Source organism: Variovorax sp. 01N425 (genome assembly GCF_056399465.1).
This window is the reverse complement of the sequence record NZ_JBFTRJ010000005.1, coordinates 232,232-256,065: the sequence shown is the minus strand read 5'-3', so window position 1 is coordinate 256,065 and position 23,834 is coordinate 232,232. Positions and strand designations below refer to the sequence as shown.

The following is a 23,834-nucleotide window of genomic DNA, read 5'->3' as shown; positions in this document are numbered from 1 at the left end:
CCGCCGGCCTACCAGTGGAAGCCCGCACCGGCCGCCACGCCGACCTTGCCGCGCGTGTTGGCCGAGCCGCTGAACTTCACGACCCACCGGCCGTTGTCCGAGAGCTTCGACACGCCGATGGCAAGGGCGGCCTGGCCGTCGAAACCCGCCACGCCCGCGGACACCATGCTCTTGCCCGGGATGTAGGCCTGCGGCATGGTGGCCATGGCCATCGCGCCGGCCGCGCCTGCGCTCGCATCCTTGGCGATGCTGCGGATCTCGCCGCCCAGGGCGTTGACGCGCGCGTCGGTGTAGGCGTTGGCCCCCGCGATGCCGCTGTTGAGCTGGTTCACGTTGACCGCATCGGTGCCCGCGACGCCGGGCGCCACGTTGTGCACCGTGACCGGCCCGGTCGCGTTGCTGCCGCCCATCGACACGCTGTTGTAGTTGATGGAGCCGTCGGGGTTGGTGTCGTACTTGACGGTCGACTGGTCGATCACCGCCACCTGGCCCTGCACGCCGCGCAGCTGCGAGACGTTGACCGCATCGCTGTCGGCCGAGCCCGCGGCCACGCCGGTGATCTGGCGGAACTGCCCGTTGGCCGCATCGCCCACCGACACCGCCGCCAGCGTGCTGGTGGTGGCGCCAATGGCGATGCGCTGCGCCTCGGTGGCCGTGGGCGGCACGTAGCCGGCCACGCCCGCGGCGGTGGAGGCCACCGAGCCCGCGCCCAGTGCCACGCCGCCGGCCTGCGTCACGCTGCTGCCTGCGCCCAGCGCCACGCCCTGCACGGCCGCGGCCGAGGACTGCGTGCCCAGCGCGATGGAATCGGCCATGTGCGAGGTCGCGCCCTGGCCGATCGCCACGCCGCCCGGCGCGGTCTGCTGCACCACCGCGCCGTTGCCGATGCCGATGCCGTTGTTGCCGTTGACCACCGTCTGCGGGCCCACCGCCACCGACTCGGCGCCAATGGCCAGCGAGTCCGCGGCGTTCGAGTTGGCATGGAAGTACAGCGTCGGCGTGACCGCGAAGGAGGTCAGCGCGCCCGCGAGCTGGCGCACCGTGACCGCGTCCTGTGCCTGCGTGCCGTCGGCCACGTTGGTGATCTGGCGGTAGCTGGTGGCGCTGCCCAGGGACAGGGCGCCCAGCAGCGCGCGGTCGGTGGTGTTGTAGCTGATCAACGAGCTGCCCGCCGGGATGCTGCCGGTGGAGGGCGCCACGAAGCGGTCGGAAACGGCGCCCGAGCCGATGGCCACCGCGCCGGCGACCGTTGCGCTCGCATCCTTGCCCGACGCGATGGCGTCGGCCCCCGTCGCGCCCAGGTTGTCCTCGTTGCCCCCGCCCGTGGAGTTGACGCTGTAGTACCTGATCTTGTTGGCCGTGACCGTGGTGCTGAGGTTCTCGATCGACTGGTTGGTGGCGAACAGCTGCGAGCCGTTGATGGCATCGGTCGAGCTGCCCGAGATCCGGCCGGCCGCCACGTTGGTGATGGTGCGCTCGGCGCCCACTGCACCCACGCTCACCGTGCTCCCCGGCGTGGTGCCGGCGAAGTTGTAGGTCGTGCCGTTGATCACCGTGCTGGCCGTGCCCACCGCCGCCAAGGTGGTGGAGCCGCCGCCCAGCGCCACGTCGTTCGCGTTGTTGGCGACCGCGTTCGGGCCGATGGCGACCGAGTCGGTGCCCAGCGCCTGCGAATCGGGCAGCGTCGAGTTGGCGTGGAAGTACTTGATGCCCCCGCCGTTGTTGATGTCGCCGATCGTGTTGCCGAGGTTGGTGATCTGCGTGGTGTTCGCCGTCACCTGCTGGTTGGTGGCGAAGAGCTGCGAACCGTTGATGGCATCGGTCGAGGTGTTGGAAAGCCGGCCCGCAGCCACGTTGGTGATGGTGCGCTCGGCGCCCACGCTGCCCACGCTCACGGTGCTCCCCGGCGTGGTGCCGGCAAAGTTGTAGGTGGTGCCGCCGATCACCGCGCTGGCCGTGCCGACGGCCGCGGCCGTGGTGGAGCCCGAACCCAGCGCCACGCTGTTGGCGTCCGACGCCGTGGCCCCGAGGCCGATGGCCACGGCCGAGGTGCCGGCCGCCGCCGCGTTCTTGCCCGACGCGATGGCGTCGGCTCCGGTAGCGCCCAGGTTGTCCTCGTTGGTGCCGCCAGTGGAGTTGACGCTGTAGTACTTGGTCTTGTTGGTGGTGACCGTGGTGCTCAGGTCTTCGATCGACTGGTTGGTGGCGAACAGCTGCGAGCCGTTGATCGCATCGGTGGAGGTGCCGGAGATCCGGCCGGCCGCCACGTTGGTGATGGTGCGCTCGGCGCCCGCTGCGCCAACGCTGACCGTGCTCGTGGGCGTGGTGCCCTGGAAGTTGTAGGTCGTGCCGTTGATCACGGCGTTGGCCGTGCCCACCGCAGCAGCGGTCACGGAGCCCGAGCCCAGGGCCACGTCGCCCGCACTCGCAGTGGCCGTCGCGGCATTGCCGATGGCCACGCTGCCTGCCTTGCCGGCCGCACCTGCGGTGGAGCCATTGCCCAGTGCCACCGATCCCTGGCCGATCGCCTTGTTGCCATTGCCGATCGCGACCGCCCCGTTGGCCTGGTTGGCCGCGGTGGCCGTGGCCGTGCCGTCGCTGTTGGCAATGTTGTTGGCGCCGCCGGTGAAGGCGCCGGTGCCGCTCGCATAGCTCGGATCGCCGATCACCACGGCGCCGTCGCCATAGGCCGTGTTGCCTGAACCGATCGAGATGGCCTTGCCGCCCGTGGCCGTCGCGCCCTTGCCGATGGCCACGGCTTCGGCCGAATCGGCGGTCGCGCCGCTGCCGATTGCCACGGTGTCCGCGGCGCTGGCGCGCGAGCCGTTGCCCATGGCCACGCCGCTGGCACCGGCCGCCGAGGCGTTCACGCCGGCCGCCAGGGCATTGATGCCCGTGGCGCCGTCGTTCGCATAGTTCCCCTGCTTGGTGCCGTTGTCGTTCACGCTGTAGTAGCGGATCTTGGCTCCTTCCACCTGGGTGTTCAGCTGGCTCACGTTCACTGCATCGGTGGGCGCCACGCCCGGCGCCACGTTGGTGATGACCGTGTTGCCGGCGTTGATGCCGTTGATCGTCACGCTCGGGCCGCCCGCGATCGTGAGGCCGTTGTTGTTCAGCACCGTGCCGCCGGTGGTCACGCTGGTGAAGCTGGGCGTGGCGCTGGTGGCGATCTGCACCTCCGCGCCGTTCTGGGTGATGGCGATGTTGTTGCCCGCCGTGTATGTGGCGGTGCCGCCCGGCGCGATGTTCTGCAGGCTGGTGCCTGTGGCGGTGCCGGTGCCGGTCTGCGCCGTGGTCACGTTCCAGCCCTTGCCGGCGGTGACGCCCACGGCATCGATCGCCGAGTTGGTGGCGAACAGCTGCGAGCCGTTGATCGCATCGGTCGAGGTCTGGGAGATCCGCCCGGCGGCCACGTTGGTGATGGTGCGCTCGTTGCCCGCACTGCCCACGCTCACGGTGCTCGCCGGCGTGGTGCCCTCGAATTTGTAGGTGGTGCCGTTGATCACGGTGCTGGCCGTGCCGACGGCCTTGCTCGTCGTGGAGCCGGAACCCAGCGCCACGTCGCCTGCATTGGCGCTTGCCGATGCGCCGGAGCCCAGCGCCACGCCATTGACCGTGCTGACCGCGGCGTTGGTGCCCATGGCCACGCTGCCCGTCGCTGCCGTGGTGGTGCTGGCGCCCACGCCCGCGGCAATGGAGTTGATGCCCTGCGCGCCGTCGTTGTTGACGTTGCCTCCGGCCACGCCGTTGTCGTTCACGCTGTAGTACTTGGTCTTGCTGGCCGCGACCGTGTCGGTCAGCTGGTCCACGTTCACTGCATCGGTGGGCGCCACGCCGGGTGCCACGTTGGTGATGACCGTGTTGCCGGCATTGATGCCGTTGATCGTCACGCTCGGGCCGCCAGCGATCGTGAGGCCGTTGTTGTTCAGCACCGTGCCGCCGGTGGTCACGCTGGTGAAGCTGGGCGTGGCGCTGGTGGCGATCTGCACTTCGGCGCCGTTCTGCGTGATGGCGATGTTGTTGCCCGCCGTGTAGGTGGCGGTGCCGCCCGGCGCGATGTTCTGCAGGCTGGTGCCCGTGGCGGTGCCGGTGCCGGTCTGGGCCGTGGTCACGTTCCAGCCCTTGCCGGCGGTGACGCCCACGGCATCGATCGCCGAGTTGGTGGCGAACAGCTGCGAGCCGTTGATCGCATCGGTCGAGGTCTGGGAGATCCGCCCGGCCGCCACGTTGGTGATGGTGCGCTCGGCGCCCGGAGCGCCGACACTCACTGTCGAAGTCGGCGTGGTTCCCTGGAAGTTGTAGGTCGTGCCGTTGATCACGGTGCTGGCCGTGCCGACGGCCGCGGCCGTCACCGAGCCCGAGCCCAGTGCCACGTCATCGGCCTGGGCGGCCGTGGCGCCAACGCCGAGCGCGAGCGCATTGGCGGCGCTCGCATTGGCCCGGTTGCCCACGGCAGTCGCATTCGCGGCCGACGCAATGGTGCTCGATCCGAATGCAATGGCGTTGTCGCCGGAGGCATTGGACACCGATCCGATCGCTGTGGCGTTGGAGCCGGAGGCGTTCGACCGGTTGCCGACCGCGATGGTGCTGACATTGCTCGACTCGGATTGGAGGCCCACCGAGATCGAGGACTTTCCGGAGGCGCTTGCCAACGGGCCAACGGCCGTGGCTTGTGTGCCCGCCGCCAGGGTGCCCACGCCAGCCGCCAGCGCATTGGCGCCGGTCGCGCCGTTGTTGGTGTAGTTCCCCTGCTGCACGCCACCGTCGTTCACGCTGTAGTAGTGGGTGGGCGTGCTGGCCGCGATCGCCTGCACCGCCTGGTTGGTGGCGTAGAGCTGCGAGCCGTTGATGGCGTCGGTCGAGGTCTGGGAGATCCGCCCTGCCGCCACGTTGGTAATGGTGCGCTCGGCACCCAGCGCGCCGACGCTGACCGTGCTCAATGGCGTGGTGCCGGCGAAGTTGTAGGTGGTTCCGCCGATCACGGCGCTGGCCGTGCCGATGGCCTTGCTCGTCGTGGAGCCCGAACCCAGTGCCACATCGTCCGCATTGTTGGCCACCGCCGTGTCGCCGAACGCCACCGCGCCCGCGGCCAGCGCGCTGCTGGTGCTGCCGATCGCGACGCTGCCCTGGCCGACCACCGTGTTCTGGTAGCCGATGCCGACCGCGCCCTGCGCCGCCGTGCCGGGGGTGCTCACGGCCTGGCCGCCGCCGCCCACCATGTTGGTGTTGCCCATCGCCACCGAACCATTGCCGGTGGCGGTGTTGTCCAGGCCCGAGGCAATCGCGCCGTTGCCGGTGGCGGTGTTGGGGTCGCCGATCGCCACGGCGCCGTTGCCGCTCGCGACGTTGCCCGAGCCGATGGCAACTGCGCGGCCACCGGTGGCCCTGGAGGCCCGGCCGATGGCGACTGCATCAGCCGCATCGGCGACGGATTCACCGCCGATGGCAATGGCATTGGCGCCCGATGCAAAGGCACCCAGGGTGGCATTGCCGCCGATGGCGAGCGAACCCACGCCGGTAGCGCGCACGGCAGTCGCGGCGGTGGTCCCGCCCGAGCCGAGCGCGGTCGCGTTGTCGGCCGCCGCATTGGCCCGGGTACCGGCCGCCAGCGCATCGAGGCCGGTCGCCCGGCTTCCGATCCCCATGGCGACAGCGCGATCTTGAGAGGCGGTCACGTCCGTGCCGATGGCGATGGCGCTCTCCGCCAGGGCACCCGCTCCTGCAGCCGTGCGCGCGCCAAGATTGATGGAATTGACCGCCGATGCGATCGCCTGGGTACCGATGGCGATGGCGTTGATGCCACCTGCGCTGGCGCTGGTGCCCTGCGCGACGGTGTTTGCTGCCGATGCCTTTGCCAGCGAACCGAGGGCGATTGCGTTATTCGCGCTCGCATTCGCGCTCAAGCCGATCGACGTGGTTCCATTTCCCGCCACGCCGATGCCTGCGTTGGTGCCGATGGCGATGTTGTCGTTGCCACTCACCAAGCTGCCTGCCGAAGCGTCCAGGTTGGCGTCGTAGGCGACCGTGCCATCGCCCGAACCGAAGGCGACGTTGCGCGTTCCCGTGACACCCGAACCCGCGCCCCGCATCACGCTTGCAATCCCTCCGCCCATGGCGGTGTTCTGCGCGCCGCTGACCAGCGTGCCGGCGGCAATGCCCACGGCGGTCGAACCCGTATTGGCGACCGTCGAGCCTGCGCCGGCGCCCTGGCCGACCGCCACGGTGCTGGTCCCGACAGCGACCGCTTGCGCGCCGAGCGCGAGCGAACTGTTCCCCAGCGCCCGGGCGCTGTTGCCGACGGCGGTGGCTGCGTCGTCGCTTGCCGTTGCCAGATGTCCTATCGCGGTGGCATTCACTGCGGACGCGCTAGCCTGAGTTCCTTGCGCGACGGCGTCCTGCATGCTTGCAGATGCCTCGGCGCCAACGGCGATGCTGCGCAGCCCGGTTGCGGCCGAGTTCGTACCGACGGCGAGGGCATCGGTGTTCGTGGCATTTGCGACGACCCCGATCGATGTCGCGTTGATACCACTCGTGCTGGAGCGGGCGCCGATCGCGACTGCACCGGTCGAACCTGACGTGGTGGCTTGCAAACCGATGGCAACGCTGTTCGCAGACTGCGCGTTCGCATCCTGACCCATGGCGACTGCCGCCTGTCCGGCGGCGTTTGCTCTGATGCCGATCGCCGCGGCGTTGAGCGCGCTGGATTGAGCCAGGGTTCCGATGGCAACGGTATTGCCCGCGCTGGCGGTCACATCCGTGCCGATCCCGATAGCACCCGCAGCCAAGGCGCCGGTACCGGCGGCGGTACGTGCGCCCAGATAGATCGAATTGATGCTTGTGGCATAGGCCCCAAAACCCAAGCCGATGGCATTCTGTCCTGTGGTATGGGCGGCATACCCCACTGAGAGCGCACCAAGCACATCAGCAGCCGCGAGAGAGCCCAGCGCGGTGGCTCCGATGCCCGCGGCCGAGGAGTTGAGACCCATGCAGGACGCCGTGCCGCTGTACGCATTCCAAGGCGACACATTGCAGTTCACCGACTGCGCCTGCGCCGACAACGACAGCAATCCCAGCACGCTCGCCGCCGCGGCAAGGGCCACTCGGCTGCCGCCGCGCTTGCCTCGCGCCCGCGTGGTTTCGGATGCGGCCACCCAGGCGCCCAACGCCTCGTTCCAGATGCTGCGGTACGACTTATTCATGCATTTCTCCTTGATTGTTCAAGACGCCAAAAGCCCTGCTCCAAGGCCAATGGATCCCCGGACGGCACGTGCCAATAAAACTTTAGAAATAGTTGTAAAACTATTTAATCAACTGCAATTAAACAGAAACATTTTTTGGCGGATCTTAAGAGATTGCGAAGGAATGCAACTGGCGTGTGGCGGATTCACGTCATTGTCGTGTCGCCGCAATTAAGGATTTTTATTGGACCGATCTTATGAATAGTAATGTGAATTTATTATTAATTAGATCGCATAACATAATATTCGGATGATTTTATTTGGAAATTCCTATTGATAATTCTATACAAATAGTAATACAAAGTTTTTAAATGTTAAATTTACTGCCACGGATTTCCATAGCTTTTGATTTAAAATTTATATCGATTAATCAATGGCGGTAGCGCACCGAACCGGCGCGCCCCAAATTGGCCGGCACTGAATTGATGCGCACCGAATTGGCGCAGACGACGGAATGCCGGGCCCGAGCTGTTTTCGGTGCTGAGGGTTGGCCGAGGCCGAGGGAGATGGCGCTGCCAGAAAGGCGGCGAACTGCTGCCGATGGCTGCGGCCCGCGCTCAGGAGGCGGTGCAGCGATCGCTGGAGGGGGAAGGGGAGATTGCTGCTGCGAACGCCTACCGCTTGGGGCATTCGCCAGGCAGATGCGCCGCGGAACCGCGGCGCATCGAAGGGAGCGGCTTGGGGGAGCGGCTTAACGCAGCACGTAGCCGCTCAGGCGCCACGTGCCGCTGGCATCGAGGCGAAAGCTCGTCATCTCGCGCACCACCCGGTTGCTGGCGTTGGCAAAGCGGGTTTCGTATTCGACGTTGATGTATTGGCCGGCCACGTCGGGATCTTCGTTTGCAACCATTTGGCGGTTGACCGAAATCCACGTGCGCTGCTGCGCCGCGCCGAGCGGCGACCGCGACGCCTCGACCTGGCGAACGAACTCGGGACGCGCGACCCGCTTCTTGGTGGCGGGGCTCGAGCCGTCCCACAGTTCGCCGATCTTGCCCTGGTCCACCAATTGGATGGCCTGCAGGCCGCCGCGGACCATGTTCGTCGGATCTGCGTCCTGGGCCGAGGCCACGCTCATCCAACCCGCCAGGAATACGGCGCCGATCAGCAGTTTGCTTTTTGAGGTCATGTCAGGTCCGGGAGTGATGTTGATTTCGATATGTAAGTATGCCGATTCGCACGAAGTACTTTGATGGTGCCGTTCGTTTATAGCACCCAGGGATTGATGCGCGAATGCAGATGCCGGCCTGCGATTGCGCCATGACGGGCAATTGAAGAAACCGCCCGATCTTTCCATTGCCATTGCCATTGCCATTGAAGGACGAGCCTTTTGCGGATTACGGCTCAGGCTGCGCCCGCATGCCTCCACCGCAGCGACACGCGGGTGCCTTCGCCGCTGCGGCTCTCGATGCGCAGATGGGCGCCGATGGCGTCGGCCTGCTCCCGCAGCCCCACGAGCCCGTAGTGCCCCGCGGCGCCCGCGCTCGGCTCGAAGCCGATGCCGTCGTCCGTGATCTCCAGTTCGATGCCATCGCTTCCCATGCGCTGCAACCGGATCAGGAGGCGTGCCGCGCCTGCGTGCCGTTCGACGTTGCGCAGCACTTCTTCGCACATGTGGAACACGGTTTCTGCCGGCTCGGCCGCAAGGGCGGACAAGGCCGGGTCGATCCGGCAGTCGAGCTCGATGCCGGAGCGCTCGCCCAGGCTCTTGGCCAGCTCGGCCAGCGCTGCGCCCAGCCCGATGTCGCGCACCGGGTTGCTGCGCAGCTGGTCGATCGCGCGGCGCGCTTCGTCCAGCCCGTCGCGCGCTGCCCGCTCGGCCCGCACCAGTTCGTCCGGCAGCGCATCGGGCCGGTTCGACGCGAGGTGCTTGAGCACGCGGATCTCGGTGAGCATCGCCATCATGGAATGCGCCAGCGTGTCGTGCAGTCCGCGTGCGAGCCGCAGCCGCTCGCGCACCACCGCCGCATCGCGCGATTCCTGCGCGAGCCGATTGATCTCTTCGGTGCGCTGCCGCACGCGTTCGTCCAGCTCGGCGTTGAGCCGGCGCAGCTCGTCGCGTTCGCGCTGCAGCGTGTCCAGCAGCCGGTCGAGCGCGCTGCCCAGCCGCGCGGCTTCGTCGGCGCCTTGCGGCACCTCGATGCGCGTGGCGCTGCCGGCCAGCACCGCGTCCGCCGAATGGGCAATCACGCTGACACGGCGCGTGAGCCGGCGCGCCATGACAATGCCCGCAATCGCGGCGGCCAGGCCCAGCAGGCTCAGCACGATCGAGATGCGCCATTCGATGGCGGTCGCAAACGCCGCGACCGATTCGACCGGCTGGATCACCACGGCCTGCCAGCCGAGCCGGCGCAGCGTGCCGTCGCGCGCATTGGGCGGGGTCGCGATCAGGTAGGGCCGGTTGTCCAGCAGCCGCCTTGTGCGGATGCGCATGGGCAGATCGGATCCGTCGTTGCCCAGGCCCGCGACCACGGGATCGAAGGGCGTGATCGGATCGCCGGCATCCTGCCAGCGCTGCCCCAGGAGCGCGCTCGGCCCGTGGCGCACGATGCCGTCGCGGTCGATCAGCAGCCATTCGCCGGGCGATGCGCGGATCTCGGCCATCATCTTCTGCACCCAGTTCCAGCGGAGGTTCGCGGCCACCACGCCGATGATCGCGCCGTCTGCGTTGCGCACAGGCGCCGTGAGCTTCAGGAAGCGCTCCTGCGGCGAGCGGCCTTCCTCGATCCATGCGGCGTCCAGGCCCTGCGAGATCCATGCGTGCTGATTGACGTTCTGGCCGACCACCTGTTCGTCGGTGGCGGCGACGATGAAGCCGTCGGCATCGGTCACCGCCAGCCAGATCAGGTCGGGCACGCCGCGGCGCACCGCCTCGAGCGAGCGCTTCAGGCGTGCGCCTTCGCTGCGCTGCACGTCCTCGGACAGCATGGCCGCCACCACGCTGACGGCCTGCAGGCGCAGCAGCAGCGCGGTGTCGAGTTCGGCGCTGACGTGCTCGGCCGCGGCCTCCAGGCGCTGGCCGTGCTGCTCGAGCAGCGTCGCACGCACGAAGCTGCGCAGCCACAGGTTGGCCGCGAGCGCCAGGCACAGGGTGAGCGCAATCAGCAGCCAGCCGATCGCGGCAGCCATGGAGCGCCGCGGGTCGATGCGACGTGCGAGGTTCATTGGCTGCGGATTCTCGCAGCCGGTGGCCGTGACTTTCGGCATGGGTACTTCCCCCGAGTCCTCGGGGTTTGTCTCGATCCGCCGCGTGACTTCCGGCAGGCGCGTCGGCGGCGGTTTGCGGCAACAGTTGCACCCATCGCGATCCGTGCCTGCAGCGCGACTGAATTCCAACCCTGAACGTGCCGCGACGCGATCGGCGCGACAACGAATGGAGACCCAACGAATGAATCCCACGTCCCCCGCACAGGCCGCATCCGGCGCGCCGCCGCGCCTGTTCGACAACCGCTGGCTGCAACTGGCCGTCGGCATCGTCTGCATGATTGCCACGGCCAACATCCAGTACGCATGGACCTTGTTCGTGCCGGAGATCCAGGGCAAGTTCGGCTGGGAGCGCGCATCGATCCAGATTGCCTTCACCATCTTCGTGCTGGTGCAGACCTGGCTCGCGCCGATCGAGGGCTACTTCATCGACAAGTTCGGTCCGCGCCTGATCGTGGCCTTCGGGGCGCTGTTCATCGGCGCGGCCTGGGCCATCAATTCGCAGGCCACGACGCTGATGGGCTTCTACATCGGCGCGGCCATCGGCGGCATCGGCGTGGGTTCGATCTACGCCACCTGCATCAACAACGCGCTCAAGTGGTTTCCCGACCGGCGCGGCCTGGCGGTAGGCCTGACGGCCGGCGGCTACGGCGCGGGCTCGGCCGCCACCATCCTGCCGATCGCCGCGATGATCGAGAGCTCCGGCTTTCAGCAGGCCTTCCTGTTCTTCGGCCTGCTGCAGGGCTCGCTGGCCTTCATTGCGGCCTGGTTCCTGCGCGCACCCAAGGGCAACGAAGTGCGGGGCTCGACCAAGCTCGCGCAGAGCCGGCGCGACTACACGCTGGGCGAGGCGCTTCGCACGCCGCTGTTCTGGCTGATGATCCTGATGTTCTCCTGCGTGGTGACCGGCGGCATGATGGCCGTGGCGCAGCTGGGCGTGATCGCACAGGACCTGGGCGTGAAGAACTTCAAGGTGGACCTGTACTTCGTCACCATGGCCGCGCTGCCGCTCGCGCTGATGCTCGACCGTGTCATGAACGGCATCTCGCGCCCGCTGTTCGGCTGGATCTCCGACCACATCGGCCGCGAGAAGACCATGGTGATCGCCTTCACGCTGGAAGGCATCGGCATCATTGCGCTGGGCTACTTCGGCCACAACCCGTGGGCCTTCCTGATCTTGTCGGGCGTGGTCTTCCTGGCCTGGGGCGAGGTGTACTCGCTGTTCTCCGCACTGGCGGGCGACGCCTTCGGCACCAAGCACATCGGCAAGATCTATGGCGTGCTGTACTGCGCCAAGGGCGTCGGCGCGCTGTTCGTGCCGCTCGGCAATCTGATGATGGAAGCCACCGGCACCTGGTCGACCGTGCTCTACACAGTCGCGGCGCTCGACCTGTTCGCCGCCTTCCTGGCGATCGTCGCGCTGCGGCCGATGCTGGCCAGGCACACCGCCAGCAATGCCGCTGCATCGCATGCGCCTTCGCCGGCGGCTGATCTCGCGATGCCTGGCGGCCTGTCGCCTGCAGGCCGCTCGGCCTGATCGACGCCGCTTCGGGGGTTACTTCTTCAACACCAGCACCGCCAGTTCGGTGCGCGTGTTCGCGTGGAGCTTCTGCATGATCCGGCTCACGTGGTTCTTTGCCGTTCCCTCGGCCAGGTTGAGCGCCGTGGCGATCTGGCGGTTGCCATAGCCCTTGGCGATCAGTTCGAGCACGGCGGCCTCGCGCTCTGTCAGCGGTTTGGTCGTCGCCGTCGAATCGGACTGCGATGGCTCGCCGGGCGCGGCGGCCTGCGCCGCGGTGCGGGGATCCGGCGCCGGCGGGGAGGGCGGCTCCTGCGCGACGCGATCGGCCAACAGCCGGAACTGGTCCATCACCTTGCGCGCGATCTGCGGCGTGAGGCGCGACTCGCCGCGATGCACGGCCCGCACGGTGTCCAGCACCTCTTCTTCCGAAGCGTCCTTGAGCAGGTAGGCCTGCGCGCCGGCACGCACCGCGTCGAAGACCAGGTCGTCGCGGTCGAAGGTGGTCAGCACCATCACGCGCGTATGCGGCAAGGCGGCCGAGATCTCGCGCGTCGCGAGCACGCCGCCCTTGCGCGGCATGTGCAGATCCATCAGCACCACGTCGGGCAGCAGGCGGCGGGCCAGCTCCACGGCTTCCACGCCGTCGGCCGCTTGGCCGAGGACCTCGATGTCCGGCGCAGCGTCCAAGAGCATGGCCATGCCGCGGCGGATCAATGCCTGGTCGTCGGCAATCAGCACGCGGATTTTTGGCGCGGCCTGCGAAGAAGAGGATGACGGTTCGGCAATGGTGCTCATGGCAGCGTCGATTGTGCCGCGAGGTGCGCCGGGTCCGTCACAATTTGCCGTATCGACTGCTGCTCAAAAAAGAAATCCGATGCCACAAACCAACCAGCTGCGCCCGTTCTCGTTCGTGCTCGCCGTTCCGGACCTCGAGCGAAACACCGCCTACTTCAGGGATGCCCTGGGCTTCAAGGCCGAGTGGCCGGAAGGAACCGGCTGGCAGCTTCTTTCGCGCGGCGATGTGCGCATCATGATCGGCCATTGTCCGGACGCCATGCCGCCGTCTGCGACGGGCGATCACAGCTACTTCGGATATCTGCATGTGGATGACGTCGATGCACTCCATGAGGAATTCGTTCGGCGCGGCGCGTTGATAAAGCAGGCACCCGCAGACAAGCCGCATGGCATGCGCGAGTTCTCGGTCGCGACGCCTGACGGACACCGACTCATGATTGGCCAGGACCTTGCATCGAGGGCGGGAAGCTGACGAGGACTTCGAAGCAGCGGGAGACGGGTTGGAGCCCGAAGCTCCAGGAATAGTCGTCTTCGCGCTGATGGCGTACTGCTGCAACTACAACCGTGCGGCCGTCGACGATCTCGAACAGTGCGACGCGGCCCGTGTGGCCAACCGAGATCACCAGCTCGCGCAGGGATCTCCATCGGATTGCGTGCACCCGCTGGAGTGGAAGCGGGGTGCACATAACCGCGAGCCTTAGCCCGCGAGCGTCGGATAGTCCGTGTAGCCCTTGGCACCGGGCGTGTAGAACGTCTCCGGCGCAGGCGCGTTCAGCGGCGCGTCCTGGCGCATGCGGTCGACCAGGTCGGGGTTGGCGATGAAGGCCCTGCCCATGGCCGTCAGGTCCGCGCGGCCTTCGCTCAGGGCCTGCAGTGCGCTGGCCTTGTCGAGTCCGCCGGCAAGGATGAAGGGGCCGTCGAACGCGGCCCTGAGGTCGGTCTTCAGCTTGGCCGGGACGGGCGGGGTGCCCAGGGCCGAATGGTCGAGCACGTGGACGTACATGAGGCCGAGTGCGGAGAGCTGCTTCACCAGCGCCAGGTACTGTTCGTCCACGCCTTCGAACGCGCCGGTGCCATTGAGCACGCCGTGCGGCGACAGGCGGATGCCCACGCGCTCCGCGCCGATTTCCTTCACGGCCGCACGCGCGACCTCGAGCACCAGCCGGTTGCGCCCTTCGGCCGTGCCGCCGTAACCATCGGTGCGGCGGTTGACGTTGGCGTTCAGGAACTGCTCGAGAAAGTAGCCATTGGCCGCGTGCAGTTCGATGCCGTCGAAGCCGGCCTCGATGGCAAGGCGCGCGGCCGTGGCGTATTCGCCGATCGCCACCTGGATGTCGGCCTCGGTCATGGCGCGCGGCGGCGTGTGCGGCTGGTTGCCTTGCGTATCCGTCCACATCTGGCCGGGGCATGTTTCCGATGAGGAGCTCAGCACTTCGGCGCCGGCCGGCAGGTTGTCCGAGTGGGCCACGCGGCCGGTGTGCATGAGCTGCACGACGATCCTGCCGCCCTTGGCATGCACTGCGTCGGTCACGAGCTTCCAGCCTTGCACCTGGGCGCCATTGAACAGGCCGGGAATCCGCGCGTAGCCCAGGCCGTTGGGCGAGGGCGAGGTGCCTTCGGTGATGATGAGCCCGGCGCCCGCGCGCTGGGCGTAGTAGGTGGCCATCAGGCTGTTGGGCGTGTTGTTCTCGGCCGCGCGGCTGCGGGTGAGCGGCGACATCACGGCACGGTTCTTGAGCGGGGTGGCGCGCAGGGAGAAGGCGTCGAAAAGCATGGACTGTCCTGAAGAAAAGGGGAGTGAGAAGAAAGGAGGGGGATGGCCTTGGCCCGCAGCGGCTCAGCCGATCCGGTAGCGCGGGGCCGGCGTTCCCACCTGGGTGGCGGCAAACAATGCGGAGCGCGCCGCTTCGTACTTGTCCCACAGCGTTGCATCGGCGACCGACGGCCACGTGACCGCTTCGCCCTGGTCCCATCCCGCGAGCGCCGCATCGACCATGTGTTCGGTGGTCATCAAGGCGTCCTTGTTGAGGGCCGCCAGCGGCACGCCCGACAGGTCCCAGATCTCGGTGGCCGTCGAGGCCGGCAGGACCAGTTGGACCTTCACGCCAGTGCCGGCCAGCTCTTCCTGCAGGCCCCGGCTGTATTGCAGTACGAAGGCCTTGGTGCCGCTGTAGACGGCGCTGATGGGCAGCGCGTGGATGCCCAGCACCGAAGCGATGTTGATGATCACCCCGTCGTTTCTGGCGATGAAGGCGGGCACCACCGCCTGGGTCAGGCGCGTCAGCGCCGTGATATTGAGGGCGATCTGCGACAGTGCGTCGCCGGCGGACCTCTGTGCCACGGGTCCCAGCCGCGCAATGCCGGCGTTGTTCACCAGCACGTGCAGGTCGGCGCGGGTGGACAGGATCGTCTCGATCCGCGCCAGGTCCTCGTCCTGGGTCAGGTCGGCAACGACCGGCTCGGCCTTGATGCCGTGCGCCTTCGAGACCTGTGCGCAGAGGGCTTCGAGGCGGTCGGCGCGCCGGGCGACAAGAATGAGGTCATAGCCGCGCGCGGCGAGGCGGTCCGCATAGACGGCGCCGATGCCGGAGGAAGCCCCGGTGACAAGAGCGACTTTCCTGGAGCTGGGATGTGTCATGGATGGCTTTCGAATAAAATTTGAGGGCTCAACCAAAAAAGTTGAGGGCTCAAATGTAGAAGCGATCCGCCACCGGCTGCCGTTGGTGCAGCACTCAACCATTTTCAAAACATGGGAATAAAAACCAAAGCCGTCGACGCGAAGTGCAGCCTGGACAAGCCGGCCGCGGATCAGGATGTCCTGGGTGGCCGCGTCTGCACGAACACGGCGCTGCGCCTGGCCGCCCGCCGGCTGGGCCAGCTGTATGACGAAGCGCTGGCGCCGCTGGACCTCAAGGCCACGCAGCTCGCGCTCATCGCGGAAATAGACAAGCTCACGGTTGCCGCCCCGCAAGGGCCGACGCTGCAGGACCTCGCGACCCGGCTCGCCATCCAGCTGTCGGCGCTGACCCACGCGCTCAGGCCACTGGTGCGCGACGGCTTCGTCGAGCTGCGTGCGGACGCCAAGGACCGGCGCACCAAGCACGGCGTGCTCACGCCGCTTGGCAAGGCCAAGTTGTCCGAAGCGGTGTGGCGCTGGGCCGCGGCAAACGACCGCGTGGAGGCCGTGCTGGGCCCTGCCTCGGCGGCGAACCTCCGGGCCCTGGCCGATCAGGTGTCTTCCGACGCGTTCCTGGCGGCATACAAGTCGGAGGATTGATCGGTCGGCCGGATCCCCAGGGCCCGGCCACGGCCGAGCGCGGCAGCCTTCGCAATGAGCGTTCCGTCTTCGACAGCCGCGGCCTAAACTGCGGCCCGCACAACTTCTGTTCGGAGGACCGATGACGACGAATTACCAAGGCAGCTGCCACTGTGGCCGGATCGCCTTCGAGGTCGAGGGCGACATCCAGGGGGCGATGTCATGCAACTGCTCGATGTGCCAGCGCAGGGGATCGCTGCTGTGGTTCGTGCCGCACGACCGGCTCAGGCTGAAGACGCAGCCCGAGGACATCAGCACCTACATGTTCAACAAGCACCTGATCTCGCATCGCTTCTGCGCGGTCTGCGGCATTCATGTCTTTGGCGAGGGCACCGATCCCAAGGGCAACAGGATGGCGGCCATCAACATCCGCAGCCTCGAGGGCATCGACCTGGAAGCGGTGCCGGTGCAGCATTTCGACGGGCGTTCGAAGTAGGTCCTGGGGCAGCCACCCGCTTGCGCCGGCACGGCCAATCCCGTACGCTGGCCCGGCGCCCACGCGCAGCACCCGAGCCCTGGCGGGCCGCCGGGCCGGCCTTGCGGGCGCGTAAGGAGTGCATGCCATGCCAAGCCGATCGAACGGCCTTGCGGCCGAAATGCAGGCCGTGCGAACGTTGGCGCTGGTGGGCGCCGCAGCCGCCGGCAAGAGCTCGCTGGCCGAGAACCTGCTGCACAAGGCGGGCGCCATCGCGGCGTGCGGCAGCATCGAGCGCGGCAGCACCGTCAGCGATCACGACCCGCTCGAGCGCCGCATGCAGCACTCGCTCAACGCATCGGTGATGCACCTCACGCACGGCGGCACGCGCATCCACCTGATCGACACGCCCGGCGGGCCCGACTTCCTCGGCCAGAGCCTGCCGGCGCTGGAGGCGGTCGAGACGGCGGCAGTGGTCATCAATGCCGCGACCGGCATCGAGCCGATGACGGTGCGCATGATGGAATACGCGGCCTCGCGCCACCTGGCGCGCATGATCATCGTCAACAAGATCGACTCGCAGGGTGTTTCGCTGGCGGGCCTGCTGGCCGACATCCAGGCCACCTTCGGCCGCGAATGCCTGCCGCTGAACCTGCCCGACGGGGTCGGCCGTCAGGTGGTGGACTGCTTCTTCAACCGCTTCGGACAGTCCGACTTCGGCCCGGTCGAGGCGGCGCACCGCGCACTGGTGGAGCAGGTGGTCGAGGTCGACGCGGCCTTCGTCGACCGCTACCTCGAGGAGGGCGACGTGGACCCGGCCGAGCTGCACGCGCCGCTCGAACAGGCACTGCGCGAAGGCCACCTGATCCCGGTGTGCTTCGTCTCGTCGCGCAGCGGCGCCGGCGTGGCCGAGCTGCTGGACGTGATCGTCAAGCTGCTGCCCGACCCGACCGAAGCCAACCCGCCGGACTTCATCGTTGGCGAGGGCGCAGAGGCCAGGCCCATGGAGGCCAGCCCCGACCCGTCGCTGCACGTGCTGGCGCATGTGTTCAAGGTCACGGTCGACCCCTATGTCGGCAAGCTGGGCATCTTCCGCGTGCACCAGGGCACGGTCACGCGCGACAGCCAGCTCTACATCGGCGACGGACGCAAGCCCTTCAAGGTGGGGCACCTGTTCATGCTCCAGGGCAAGGACCATGTCGAGGTGCCGCACGCGGTGCCCGGCGACATCGTGGCGGTGGCCAAGGTCGAGGAGATCCATTTCGATGCCGTGCTGCACGACGCTGCGGAGGACGCCCACGTGCACCTCGCGCCGCTGCCGTTTCCGGTGCCGGTGCACGGCCTGGCCGTGGAGCCCAAGCGACATGGCGACGAGCAGCGCGCCTGGGAGATCCTCGGCAAGCTCGCGGCCGAGGACCCGTGCCTGCGCATCGAGCATGTGGCCGCGACCAACGAGACGGTGCTCTACGGGCTTGGCGAGCTGCACCTGCGCATCGTGCTCGAGCGCCTGCGCGAGGTGTACCGCTTCGAGGTCCAGACGCGGCCGCCGCGCATCGCCTACCGCGAGACCGTGAGCGCGCCGGCCGAGGGCCACCACCGCCACAAGAAGCAGACCGGCGGCGCCGGCCAGTTCGCCGAGGTCTTCCTGCGCATCGAGCCCCTCGCGCGCGGCGCGGGTTTCCAGTTTGGGGACGAGGTCAGGGGCGGCGCGATCCCGGGCCAGTTCATTCCCGCGGTGGAGAAGGGCGTGCGCGAGGTGCTGGCGTACGGCGCGATCGCAGGCTACCCCGTGGTCGACGTGCGCGTGGTGGTGTACGACGGCAAGCACCACAGCGTCGACAGCAAGGACATCGCCTTTGCGACCGCCGGCCGCAAGGCCTTCATGGCCGCGATCCGCGAGGCCCGGCCGGTGGTGCTCGAGCCGATCGTGCAGATCGAGATCGCCGTGCCCGAGCATGCCGTGGGCGACGTCACGAGCGACCTGTCGGCTCGGCGCGGCCTGGTCACCGGCACCTCGGGCCAGGGAGGCGGCACCGTGGCCATCGGCGGGCAGGTGCCCGAGGCCGAACTCGCCAGCTACCAGTCGCGGCTCAATGCAATGACCAGCGGCCAGGGCCGCTACACCATCGCGCTGTCGCACTACGAAGCGGTGCCGCCGGCGGTCCAGCAGGCGCTGGTGAGCCAATACCAGGTGCGTGACGAGGAATAGCATCGCGCCAGCCGCTCGCGCTGTACCGAGGCGGCGTGTGACGCCGACCATTGAACGGCGGCACCATGCGTCGGCTCGAACGCCAAGAGCCCAGTAGCCCGTGCGCGAGATCGAATGCAACGCCCGATCCGAGTCGACGGGTATCGCGGCTACAACGAGACATCGAACCGACGGCGGAAGTCGCCTGGCGTGCATCCTTCAATGCTGCGAAAGAACTTGGTGAAGTTGGTCGCTTCGTCAAAGCCAAGCCGCTGCGCGACGGCGGAAATCGGCATCTCCGTATGTACGAGCAGGCGCTTGGCTTCCAGCGCAAGGCGCGAGGCAATAAAGGCCTTCGCACCGACGCCAGCCACCGCACTGCAGACGCGAGTAAGAGTCTTCTCGGAACATCCCATGGCATGTGCATAGCGCGAAACGTGATGCCACTGATGCACCTTCGCGTCCAAAAGCCGTTTGAAAAGACGAAAGCGCTCCGGCGCGTCGGCCGATGCTCCAGCGGGCGGCTGTTGCTCGGTGTGAAAGATGTGCAGCCGCATCACCAGCGTTGCCAGTTCACTCTGGAGCAGCCAGTTCAGCAGCGGTTGCCGGGCTTCGAGCGCGCACTCCTCCTCGAGCCGCGCGAGCGTGTCGGCCAAGAACCGACCCGTCGACCGATCGAGGCGCAGATGGCCAGGAAGCGCATCGATCAGTTCAGGCATCTGAAGGCGTTCCTCGCCTTGCGAAGCCTGCAGCAGTTCGGGTCTGAACAGCAGGAGGTTCGCGTCCCAGCGGCTTCCCGGGCCGAAGCGGTGAACCTGTCCGGGCCGGATGGTCAGCAGCGATCCCGCGCCACACTCGATGTGCCTGAAGTCCACCACGGCGCGGCATTTCCCGCGTCTGACGTGCACGAACATGTGGAAGTCGTAGCGGTGGTGACGCTGGAGGTGGGCTTGGGGCACCCTTCGTCTTAAGTCCGACATAGAGAAGACCTCGAGATCCAGTGTGCTCTCGGCCGAGGGCCGATATTGGACCTGCTCGATATCGATGGGTCTCGTTCCGCGCGGCATCGACCCATTCTGTCCGATATTCACCATTCAGCAACCGACTTTGATCGTGTCGAACACGCCGGCAACTCGAACAATATGGGTACGCGGGCACCGGGCGGCCACCAAGCCCCGCGTCCCATCCTGATAGACATTCCGAGGCGACAGATGCAAACCACAAACCGACAGTTCATGACTCGCTTCGTGGAGTTCATCAACACAGCGGACCCGCGGCTCGCCACAGAGTTGGTTTCTCCGGACGCCGTGTTTCAAGTTCCTGGGCGCGCCGAACCCGTGCACGGGCCACAAGGCTACCTGGAGATCATCGGGATGATGCGCGGCGGATTCCCCGACGTTCAATGGACTCTTGAGGAAACCGTCATCGAAGGTGATGTCATCGCTGCGCGATTCACGATGCGTGGGACGCATCGCGGAGCTTTTTTCGGCGTGCCTCCCACAGGCAAGACGATTGCCGTGCAAGCGCTGAACATCTATCGATTCTCGACCGGGAAGATCGTCTCCGAAGTGGGGCAACCGGACCTGCTCGGACTGATGCAGCAGATCGGCGCGTTGCCGCGTTCCTGAGGCCCAAGGCTGGACCAAAGGACCGCTTCTGCCCGATCGCGGTCTGTCGTGCGTCTGCTATTGACGTCCGCTTCTTGCCAGTGAGCTGCCCTTCAACGCGGCTGCTCCGACTACCAGTGGAAGAAAAGCTGGCCACAAAAGCCGGGGCGATTCAGTTCGCCCTGTGCTGTTAGCCTTACATGGTCGGCAGGGCCTCTGCCACGCCAACTCCGGCCATCGTGCCCAATTTTAGAAGTGAACTCACTATGACCAGCCCGCTGTACAACGCCTCCGTTCCCGTGATGCAGCAGATGCTGCGCGCCCTGTCCGACGTGCTCAAGAAGGCCGAAGACCACGCGACGCAGAAAAATATCGATCCAGATGCGCTGCTGCAGGCGCGGCTGTTCCCTGACATGTTTCCGCTGGTGCGTCAGGTACAGATCGCCGCAGACTTCTCCAAGGGCATTGCCTCCCGCCTGGCTGGTGCCGAGGTGCCGTCCTGGCCCGACACTGAGGTCAGCTTCGCCGACCTGCAAGCGTTGATCGCCAAAGCTTTGGCCCATATCGGCTCCTTCAAGTCTGAGCAATTTGATTCAAGCGAGAGCCGCGACATCGTATTGCGCCCCGGCACCCCCAAGGAAAAGAAGCTGACCGCAGGCGCATATCTTCTGCACTATGGACTGCCGCAGTTTTTCTTCCACGTGACCACCACCTATGCCATCTTGCGCCACAACGGTATTGAGATCGGTAAGCGCGACTACATGGGTGCCTACTAACCGAAGACAGACAGGAGTTCAGCCACTCTGGCCGCTGCCGCTCGATAGCAACTAGAGCCTCCGTCGCTGCGCGATTTCAGCTAACCCTAATTTGCTTGACGCCTGGTCAACGCTGACCAAATGTCTACTGCGTTAGTCTGTGAATTACACAGTCGACCCGTTGCGAGCGTTCGACATTGGTCTGCTGATGACGGCTATGCAGCGATTGCCGACATCCGAAGGGCTCGTGCGAATGGGTACTATCGGCCAATAGCGGAAGTTCGTCGCGGACGCCCAGCTCTCCGGACGAGTGCTACTTGTTCACCACAGGACCGGAAAATGACCGCTGAAGAGTGCCGAATCAATCAAGGGCTTCTCGACCATGTCGAGGCGCTTGGTGGTGGCTACGTGTGGGATGCCGAGGTGTTTTCAGTCACGCTGATGGATGTACCCCTAGAGGACGACAAGGCCATCGCGCTTTGCGGGTTGCGCGGAGTGCAGCAAATTGCGCTCGACGCCTCTCGACTCTCGGTTGCGACGCTCGCGGCATTGGCAGGCATTCAGGGCTTGCAGTCGCTGGTGCTGGCGAAAAGGACGTTCACTGACAATCAGCGCACCGAGCTCGGTCGATTTGGCCCAGAGATTATTGAGGCCGGCGGCGAGGGCTAGTTGCGGCCATAACCAGAAGTTGAAGGACGGCCAATGAAACGTGATGAGGTTCTTGCCGCCGTGCTCCAGTCGGCAGACCGCTTCGGAGCGGACAACCCGCAGCAACTCGCTTTTCTCCGGTCGCGGCTGGGCCGCTGTGCACCCGCTGAGGTTTTTGCAGGCCTGTTCGCGGTCTTCGTCGAGAGTGCACCCAAAGAGTTGCGGTCTCAGCGGCAGGAGCTGGCCGGCAGATTGCTCGATACAGCAGAGCCGACCAAGGAAATTGACTTGGTCGAATGCATACGAGCGTCCCTGCCGAGCTACGACCTCAGCGTCGAGCAACTTCCCCAGTATTTCGCCCGAGTGCTTGGGAAGCAGGCGGCAATCGATGCGCTCGCATCTGTGCAAGCGACTGAGGGCTTGAGTGACGGAGAGATTGCTGCCGCGCGCACCATGCGCTGGTGGCTGGGAGACCCGACGGCTGGGGAGCAACCGTAGGCCCCTGCCGCCGTCACCGGTCGCGGCCAGAGCCCGCTTGCATCGCGCCAATTTGAAGGTCAGCTTTGGAGAAATCCGTACAGCCGGTTTGGGCCCACCGCAGTCATACGCCGTGCTCCGAAGCGGTCACTCAGAGGTAGGTAGCTCACTCGTGCTGGACGGGAGCAGAGACTCAAGTTGTTTTATGGCGCGTGCGTGCCAAGCTTCAAGCGGTGCCCACCCAACCGGCGGCTTGCCCCACCAGCTCATGAGCCCAGATTTTCCAAAGCCGCCAACCTCAACTCCGTAGGAGGTGCCATCGATTCCGATAGTTGAAGCCAACGCAAAAGGCGAGAGTTGCATTGTCCGAAGCTCGGATAACAGACCGCTGAAGCTCTCTTCGACCACTGGTGATTCCGCACCGAAAGTGATTGGCTGAGAATCAACAGTCGGGACTTGCTCCCACACGACCCGACGGACGAAGAAGCTTTTGCCGCTTTCGAGGATGGACCATGCGACGCATGGCCTAAACGAGGGATACACCCAAACGCGCAGTAGCGCGATCCCTTTTCTCGGTGCTAGACCGGGGTAATTCTCGGGTGCTTCAAGCAGGGCCAACGCCCGCTCATGTTGAATCGCGCTCATCTAAACCTTGTTGACTGGGCTCTTCACTTGTTGGTGGCGATCGCGAGAGGTCGCTCCTGGCCGCGTCCCGACCTATTCGCTTTGCGACCAGTTCAAGGGCTCATCATCAACGTCAGTTGTGATCTGAGCGCCGAGTGCCCTTGAAATCGAGGCGATCCGTAGCCGAAGCTCATTGTCCGGATTCGCAAACTCGGGCTGATACTCCATGACCAACTTGCCTCGAGCGAAGCGAAGAAACGGATGCCATTGCATTCCGCTGTGCATCTCTGAGTCTGCATCGCCAACCGGAAGAAGAACCTGTTCACCGGTCTTAGGGTTGATGGCGGCATACGGCTCAGCGCGAAGCCGTAGGTCCGGCTCGTCGGCGACGAGCTTCCCCCATTCCTCCAAGGAAATGGCATTGGCGCGGCCGGGCCGCTCGACAAACAGGCTGACTCCCAAGATTCCTCCTCGTTAGCCGCATACAGCGGGTGTCCGCTTTGGACACGATTGTGCTTCGCAGTTGAACGATTGCAGTTGGCCGAATTGCGTCATGGTAGCTTCGGCATGATGCATCCCACGTCCCGTTCGCTCATTCTGAAGCTCTGGTCGGCTCGGCCCGAGGAGATTCGATCTGTGCCTGCCACCGAAGACGCTCTCAACACCTTCGAGAAGGAGTTCGGCGCAATTCCAGAAGACTTTCGCTGGTTCCTCGCCGCATGTGGCGGTGGAGTCGTCGGAGGCGAATGGGTCGATGGCGTCGAACAGCTTGCGAAATCGCATCGAAAGCATTTTCGAGACAGGTCGGCCGACAACGGGTGGAAAGCCAGTTTCTTCATCATCGGGTCGGATGGCACCGGGCAACCCTTCGGCATCGACCGAGCAACTGGCGAGGTTGTTTCGGAGCCCGAAGGGAGCGATGGGGAGGTTGACCGGCTTTCGCCGTCGATTGAAGCTTTCTTACTCAAAGGCCTCATCGGTTGAGACTGCCGTGAGCGGCCGCTCTTGGCCGAGGCTGTGTGAAAAGACTTCCAGTCCCGCCCGTCAA

At 66.1% G+C, this 23,834-nt stretch carries 18 protein-coding genes; 10 read left to right on the top strand and 8 right to left on the bottom strand.

From position 1 onward, the window contains the following. Positions 1-8: 8 nt before the first annotated feature. From AC1DSC_RS11095 to AC1DSC_RS11085, 3 genes are all read right to left on the bottom strand, one after another. Positions 9-7,199 carry an ESPR-type extended signal peptide-containing protein gene (locus tag AC1DSC_RS11095; protein ID WP_436288717.1) on the bottom strand — a complete coding sequence of 2,397 codons (7,191 nt, stop codon included), beginning with the start codon at positions 7,197-7,199 and terminating at the stop codon, positions 9-11. Between the two features lie 730 nt (positions 7,200-7,929). Then, a complete protein-coding gene (locus AC1DSC_RS11090) occupies positions 7,930-8,364 on the bottom strand; it encodes a DUF4019 domain-containing protein (RefSeq protein ID WP_307594659.1) in 435 nt (144 codons plus the stop codon). Between the two features lie 215 nt (positions 8,365-8,579). Then, positions 8,580-10,442 carry a histidine kinase gene (locus AC1DSC_RS11085; protein ID WP_478131815.1) on the bottom strand — a complete coding sequence of 621 codons (1,863 nt, stop codon included), beginning with the start codon at positions 10,440-10,442 and terminating at the stop codon, positions 8,580-8,582. 181 nt (positions 10,443-10,623) lie between these two features. Between AC1DSC_RS11085 and oxlT the strand changes: the two genes are divergently transcribed. Further along, a complete protein-coding gene (gene oxlT, locus AC1DSC_RS11080) occupies positions 10,624-11,976 on the top strand; it encodes an oxalate/formate MFS antiporter (RefSeq protein ID WP_278879610.1) in 1,353 nt (450 codons plus the stop codon). A gap of 18 nt (positions 11,977-11,994) precedes the next feature. On the opposite strand, the gene AC1DSC_RS11075 is transcribed toward oxlT, so the two are convergent. Next, positions 11,995-12,756, bottom strand: coding sequence for a response regulator (locus tag AC1DSC_RS11075; RefSeq protein WP_436288719.1), 762 nt, complete (start codon positions 12,754-12,756; stop codon positions 11,995-11,997). Between the two features lie 79 nt (positions 12,757-12,835). On the opposite strand from AC1DSC_RS11075, the gene AC1DSC_RS11070 reads away from it, so the two are divergent. Continuing rightward, positions 12,836-13,228, top strand: coding sequence for a VOC family protein (locus AC1DSC_RS11070; protein WP_436288720.1), 393 nt, complete (start codon positions 12,836-12,838; stop codon positions 13,226-13,228). A 225-nt stretch (positions 13,229-13,453) separates the two neighbouring features. Here the strand turns inward: AC1DSC_RS11070 and AC1DSC_RS11065 are convergent, their stop codons facing one another. Further along, entirely contained in the window at positions 13,454-14,530 is a 1,077-nt protein-coding gene (locus AC1DSC_RS11065) for an alkene reductase (RefSeq protein WP_436288721.1), read from the bottom strand. Positions 14,531-14,593: 63 nt separating this feature from the next. Continuing rightward, positions 14,594-15,394, bottom strand: coding sequence for an SDR family NAD(P)-dependent oxidoreductase (locus AC1DSC_RS11060; protein WP_436288722.1), 801 nt, complete (start codon positions 15,392-15,394; stop codon positions 14,594-14,596). A 111-nt stretch (positions 15,395-15,505) separates the two neighbouring features. Here AC1DSC_RS11060 and AC1DSC_RS11055 point away from each other — a divergent pair, with 111 nt between their 5' ends. The 3 genes from AC1DSC_RS11055 to fusA all read left to right on the top strand — a co-directional run bounded on the left by AC1DSC_RS11055 (position 15,506) and on the right by fusA (position 18,696). Continuing rightward, the gene (locus tag AC1DSC_RS11055) at positions 15,506-16,033 is read left to right on the top strand and encodes a MarR family winged helix-turn-helix transcriptional regulator (protein WP_436288723.1); all 528 of its coding nucleotides are present in this window, start codon (positions 15,506-15,508) and stop codon (positions 16,031-16,033) included. A 121-nt stretch (positions 16,034-16,154) separates the two neighbouring features. Next, positions 16,155-16,508, top strand: a complete 354-nt coding sequence (locus AC1DSC_RS11050; protein ID WP_278879619.1) for a GFA family protein — start codon at positions 16,155-16,157, stop codon at positions 16,506-16,508. A gap of 127 nt (positions 16,509-16,635) precedes the next feature. Then, the gene (fusA, locus tag AC1DSC_RS11045) at positions 16,636-18,696 is read left to right on the top strand and encodes an elongation factor G (RefSeq protein ID WP_436288724.1); all 2,061 of its coding nucleotides are present in this window, start codon (positions 16,636-16,638) and stop codon (positions 18,694-18,696) included. Positions 18,697-18,845: 149 nt separating this feature from the next. On the opposite strand, the gene AC1DSC_RS11040 is transcribed toward fusA, so the two are convergent. Next, positions 18,846-19,742 (bottom strand): AraC family transcriptional regulator, encoded by an 897-nt coding sequence (locus AC1DSC_RS11040; RefSeq protein ID WP_278879623.1) that lies wholly within the window; start codon positions 19,740-19,742, stop codon positions 18,846-18,848. Positions 19,743-19,910: 168 nt separating this feature from the next. On the opposite strand from AC1DSC_RS11040, the gene AC1DSC_RS11035 reads away from it, so the two are divergent. The 4 genes from AC1DSC_RS11035 to AC1DSC_RS11020 all read left to right on the top strand — a co-directional run bounded on the left by AC1DSC_RS11035 (position 19,911) and on the right by AC1DSC_RS11020 (position 22,183). Then, on the top strand, positions 19,911-20,303 hold the full coding sequence (locus tag AC1DSC_RS11035; RefSeq protein ID WP_307644161.1) for an ester cyclase: 393 nt from the start codon (positions 19,911-19,913) through the stop codon (positions 20,301-20,303). 245 nt (positions 20,304-20,548) lie between these two features. Beyond that, the gene (locus AC1DSC_RS11030; RefSeq protein ID WP_436288725.1) at positions 20,549-21,058 is read left to right on the top strand and encodes a DUF1993 domain-containing protein; all 510 of its coding nucleotides are present in this window, start codon (positions 20,549-20,551) and stop codon (positions 21,056-21,058) included. A 318-nt stretch (positions 21,059-21,376) separates the two neighbouring features. Next, positions 21,377-21,706, top strand: coding sequence for a hypothetical protein (locus AC1DSC_RS11025; RefSeq protein WP_278877930.1), 330 nt, complete (start codon positions 21,377-21,379; stop codon positions 21,704-21,706). Between the two features lie 33 nt (positions 21,707-21,739). Beyond that, complete coding sequence (locus AC1DSC_RS11020) at positions 21,740-22,183, top strand: hypothetical protein (RefSeq protein ID WP_062364833.1); 444 nt, start codon at positions 21,740-21,742, stop codon at positions 22,181-22,183. A gap of 696 nt (positions 22,184-22,879) precedes the next feature. Here the strand turns inward: AC1DSC_RS11020 and AC1DSC_RS11015 are convergent. Next, a complete protein-coding gene (locus tag AC1DSC_RS11015) occupies positions 22,880-23,248 on the bottom strand; it encodes a hypothetical protein (RefSeq protein WP_436288726.1) in 369 nt (122 codons plus the stop codon). A 174-nt stretch (positions 23,249-23,422) separates the two neighbouring features. Here AC1DSC_RS11015 and AC1DSC_RS11010 point away from each other — a divergent pair, with 174 nt between their 5' ends. After that, entirely contained in the window at positions 23,423-23,770 is a 348-nt protein-coding gene (locus AC1DSC_RS11010) for an SMI1/KNR4 family protein (protein WP_478131814.1), read from the top strand. Positions 23,771-23,834 lie beyond the last annotated feature (64 nt).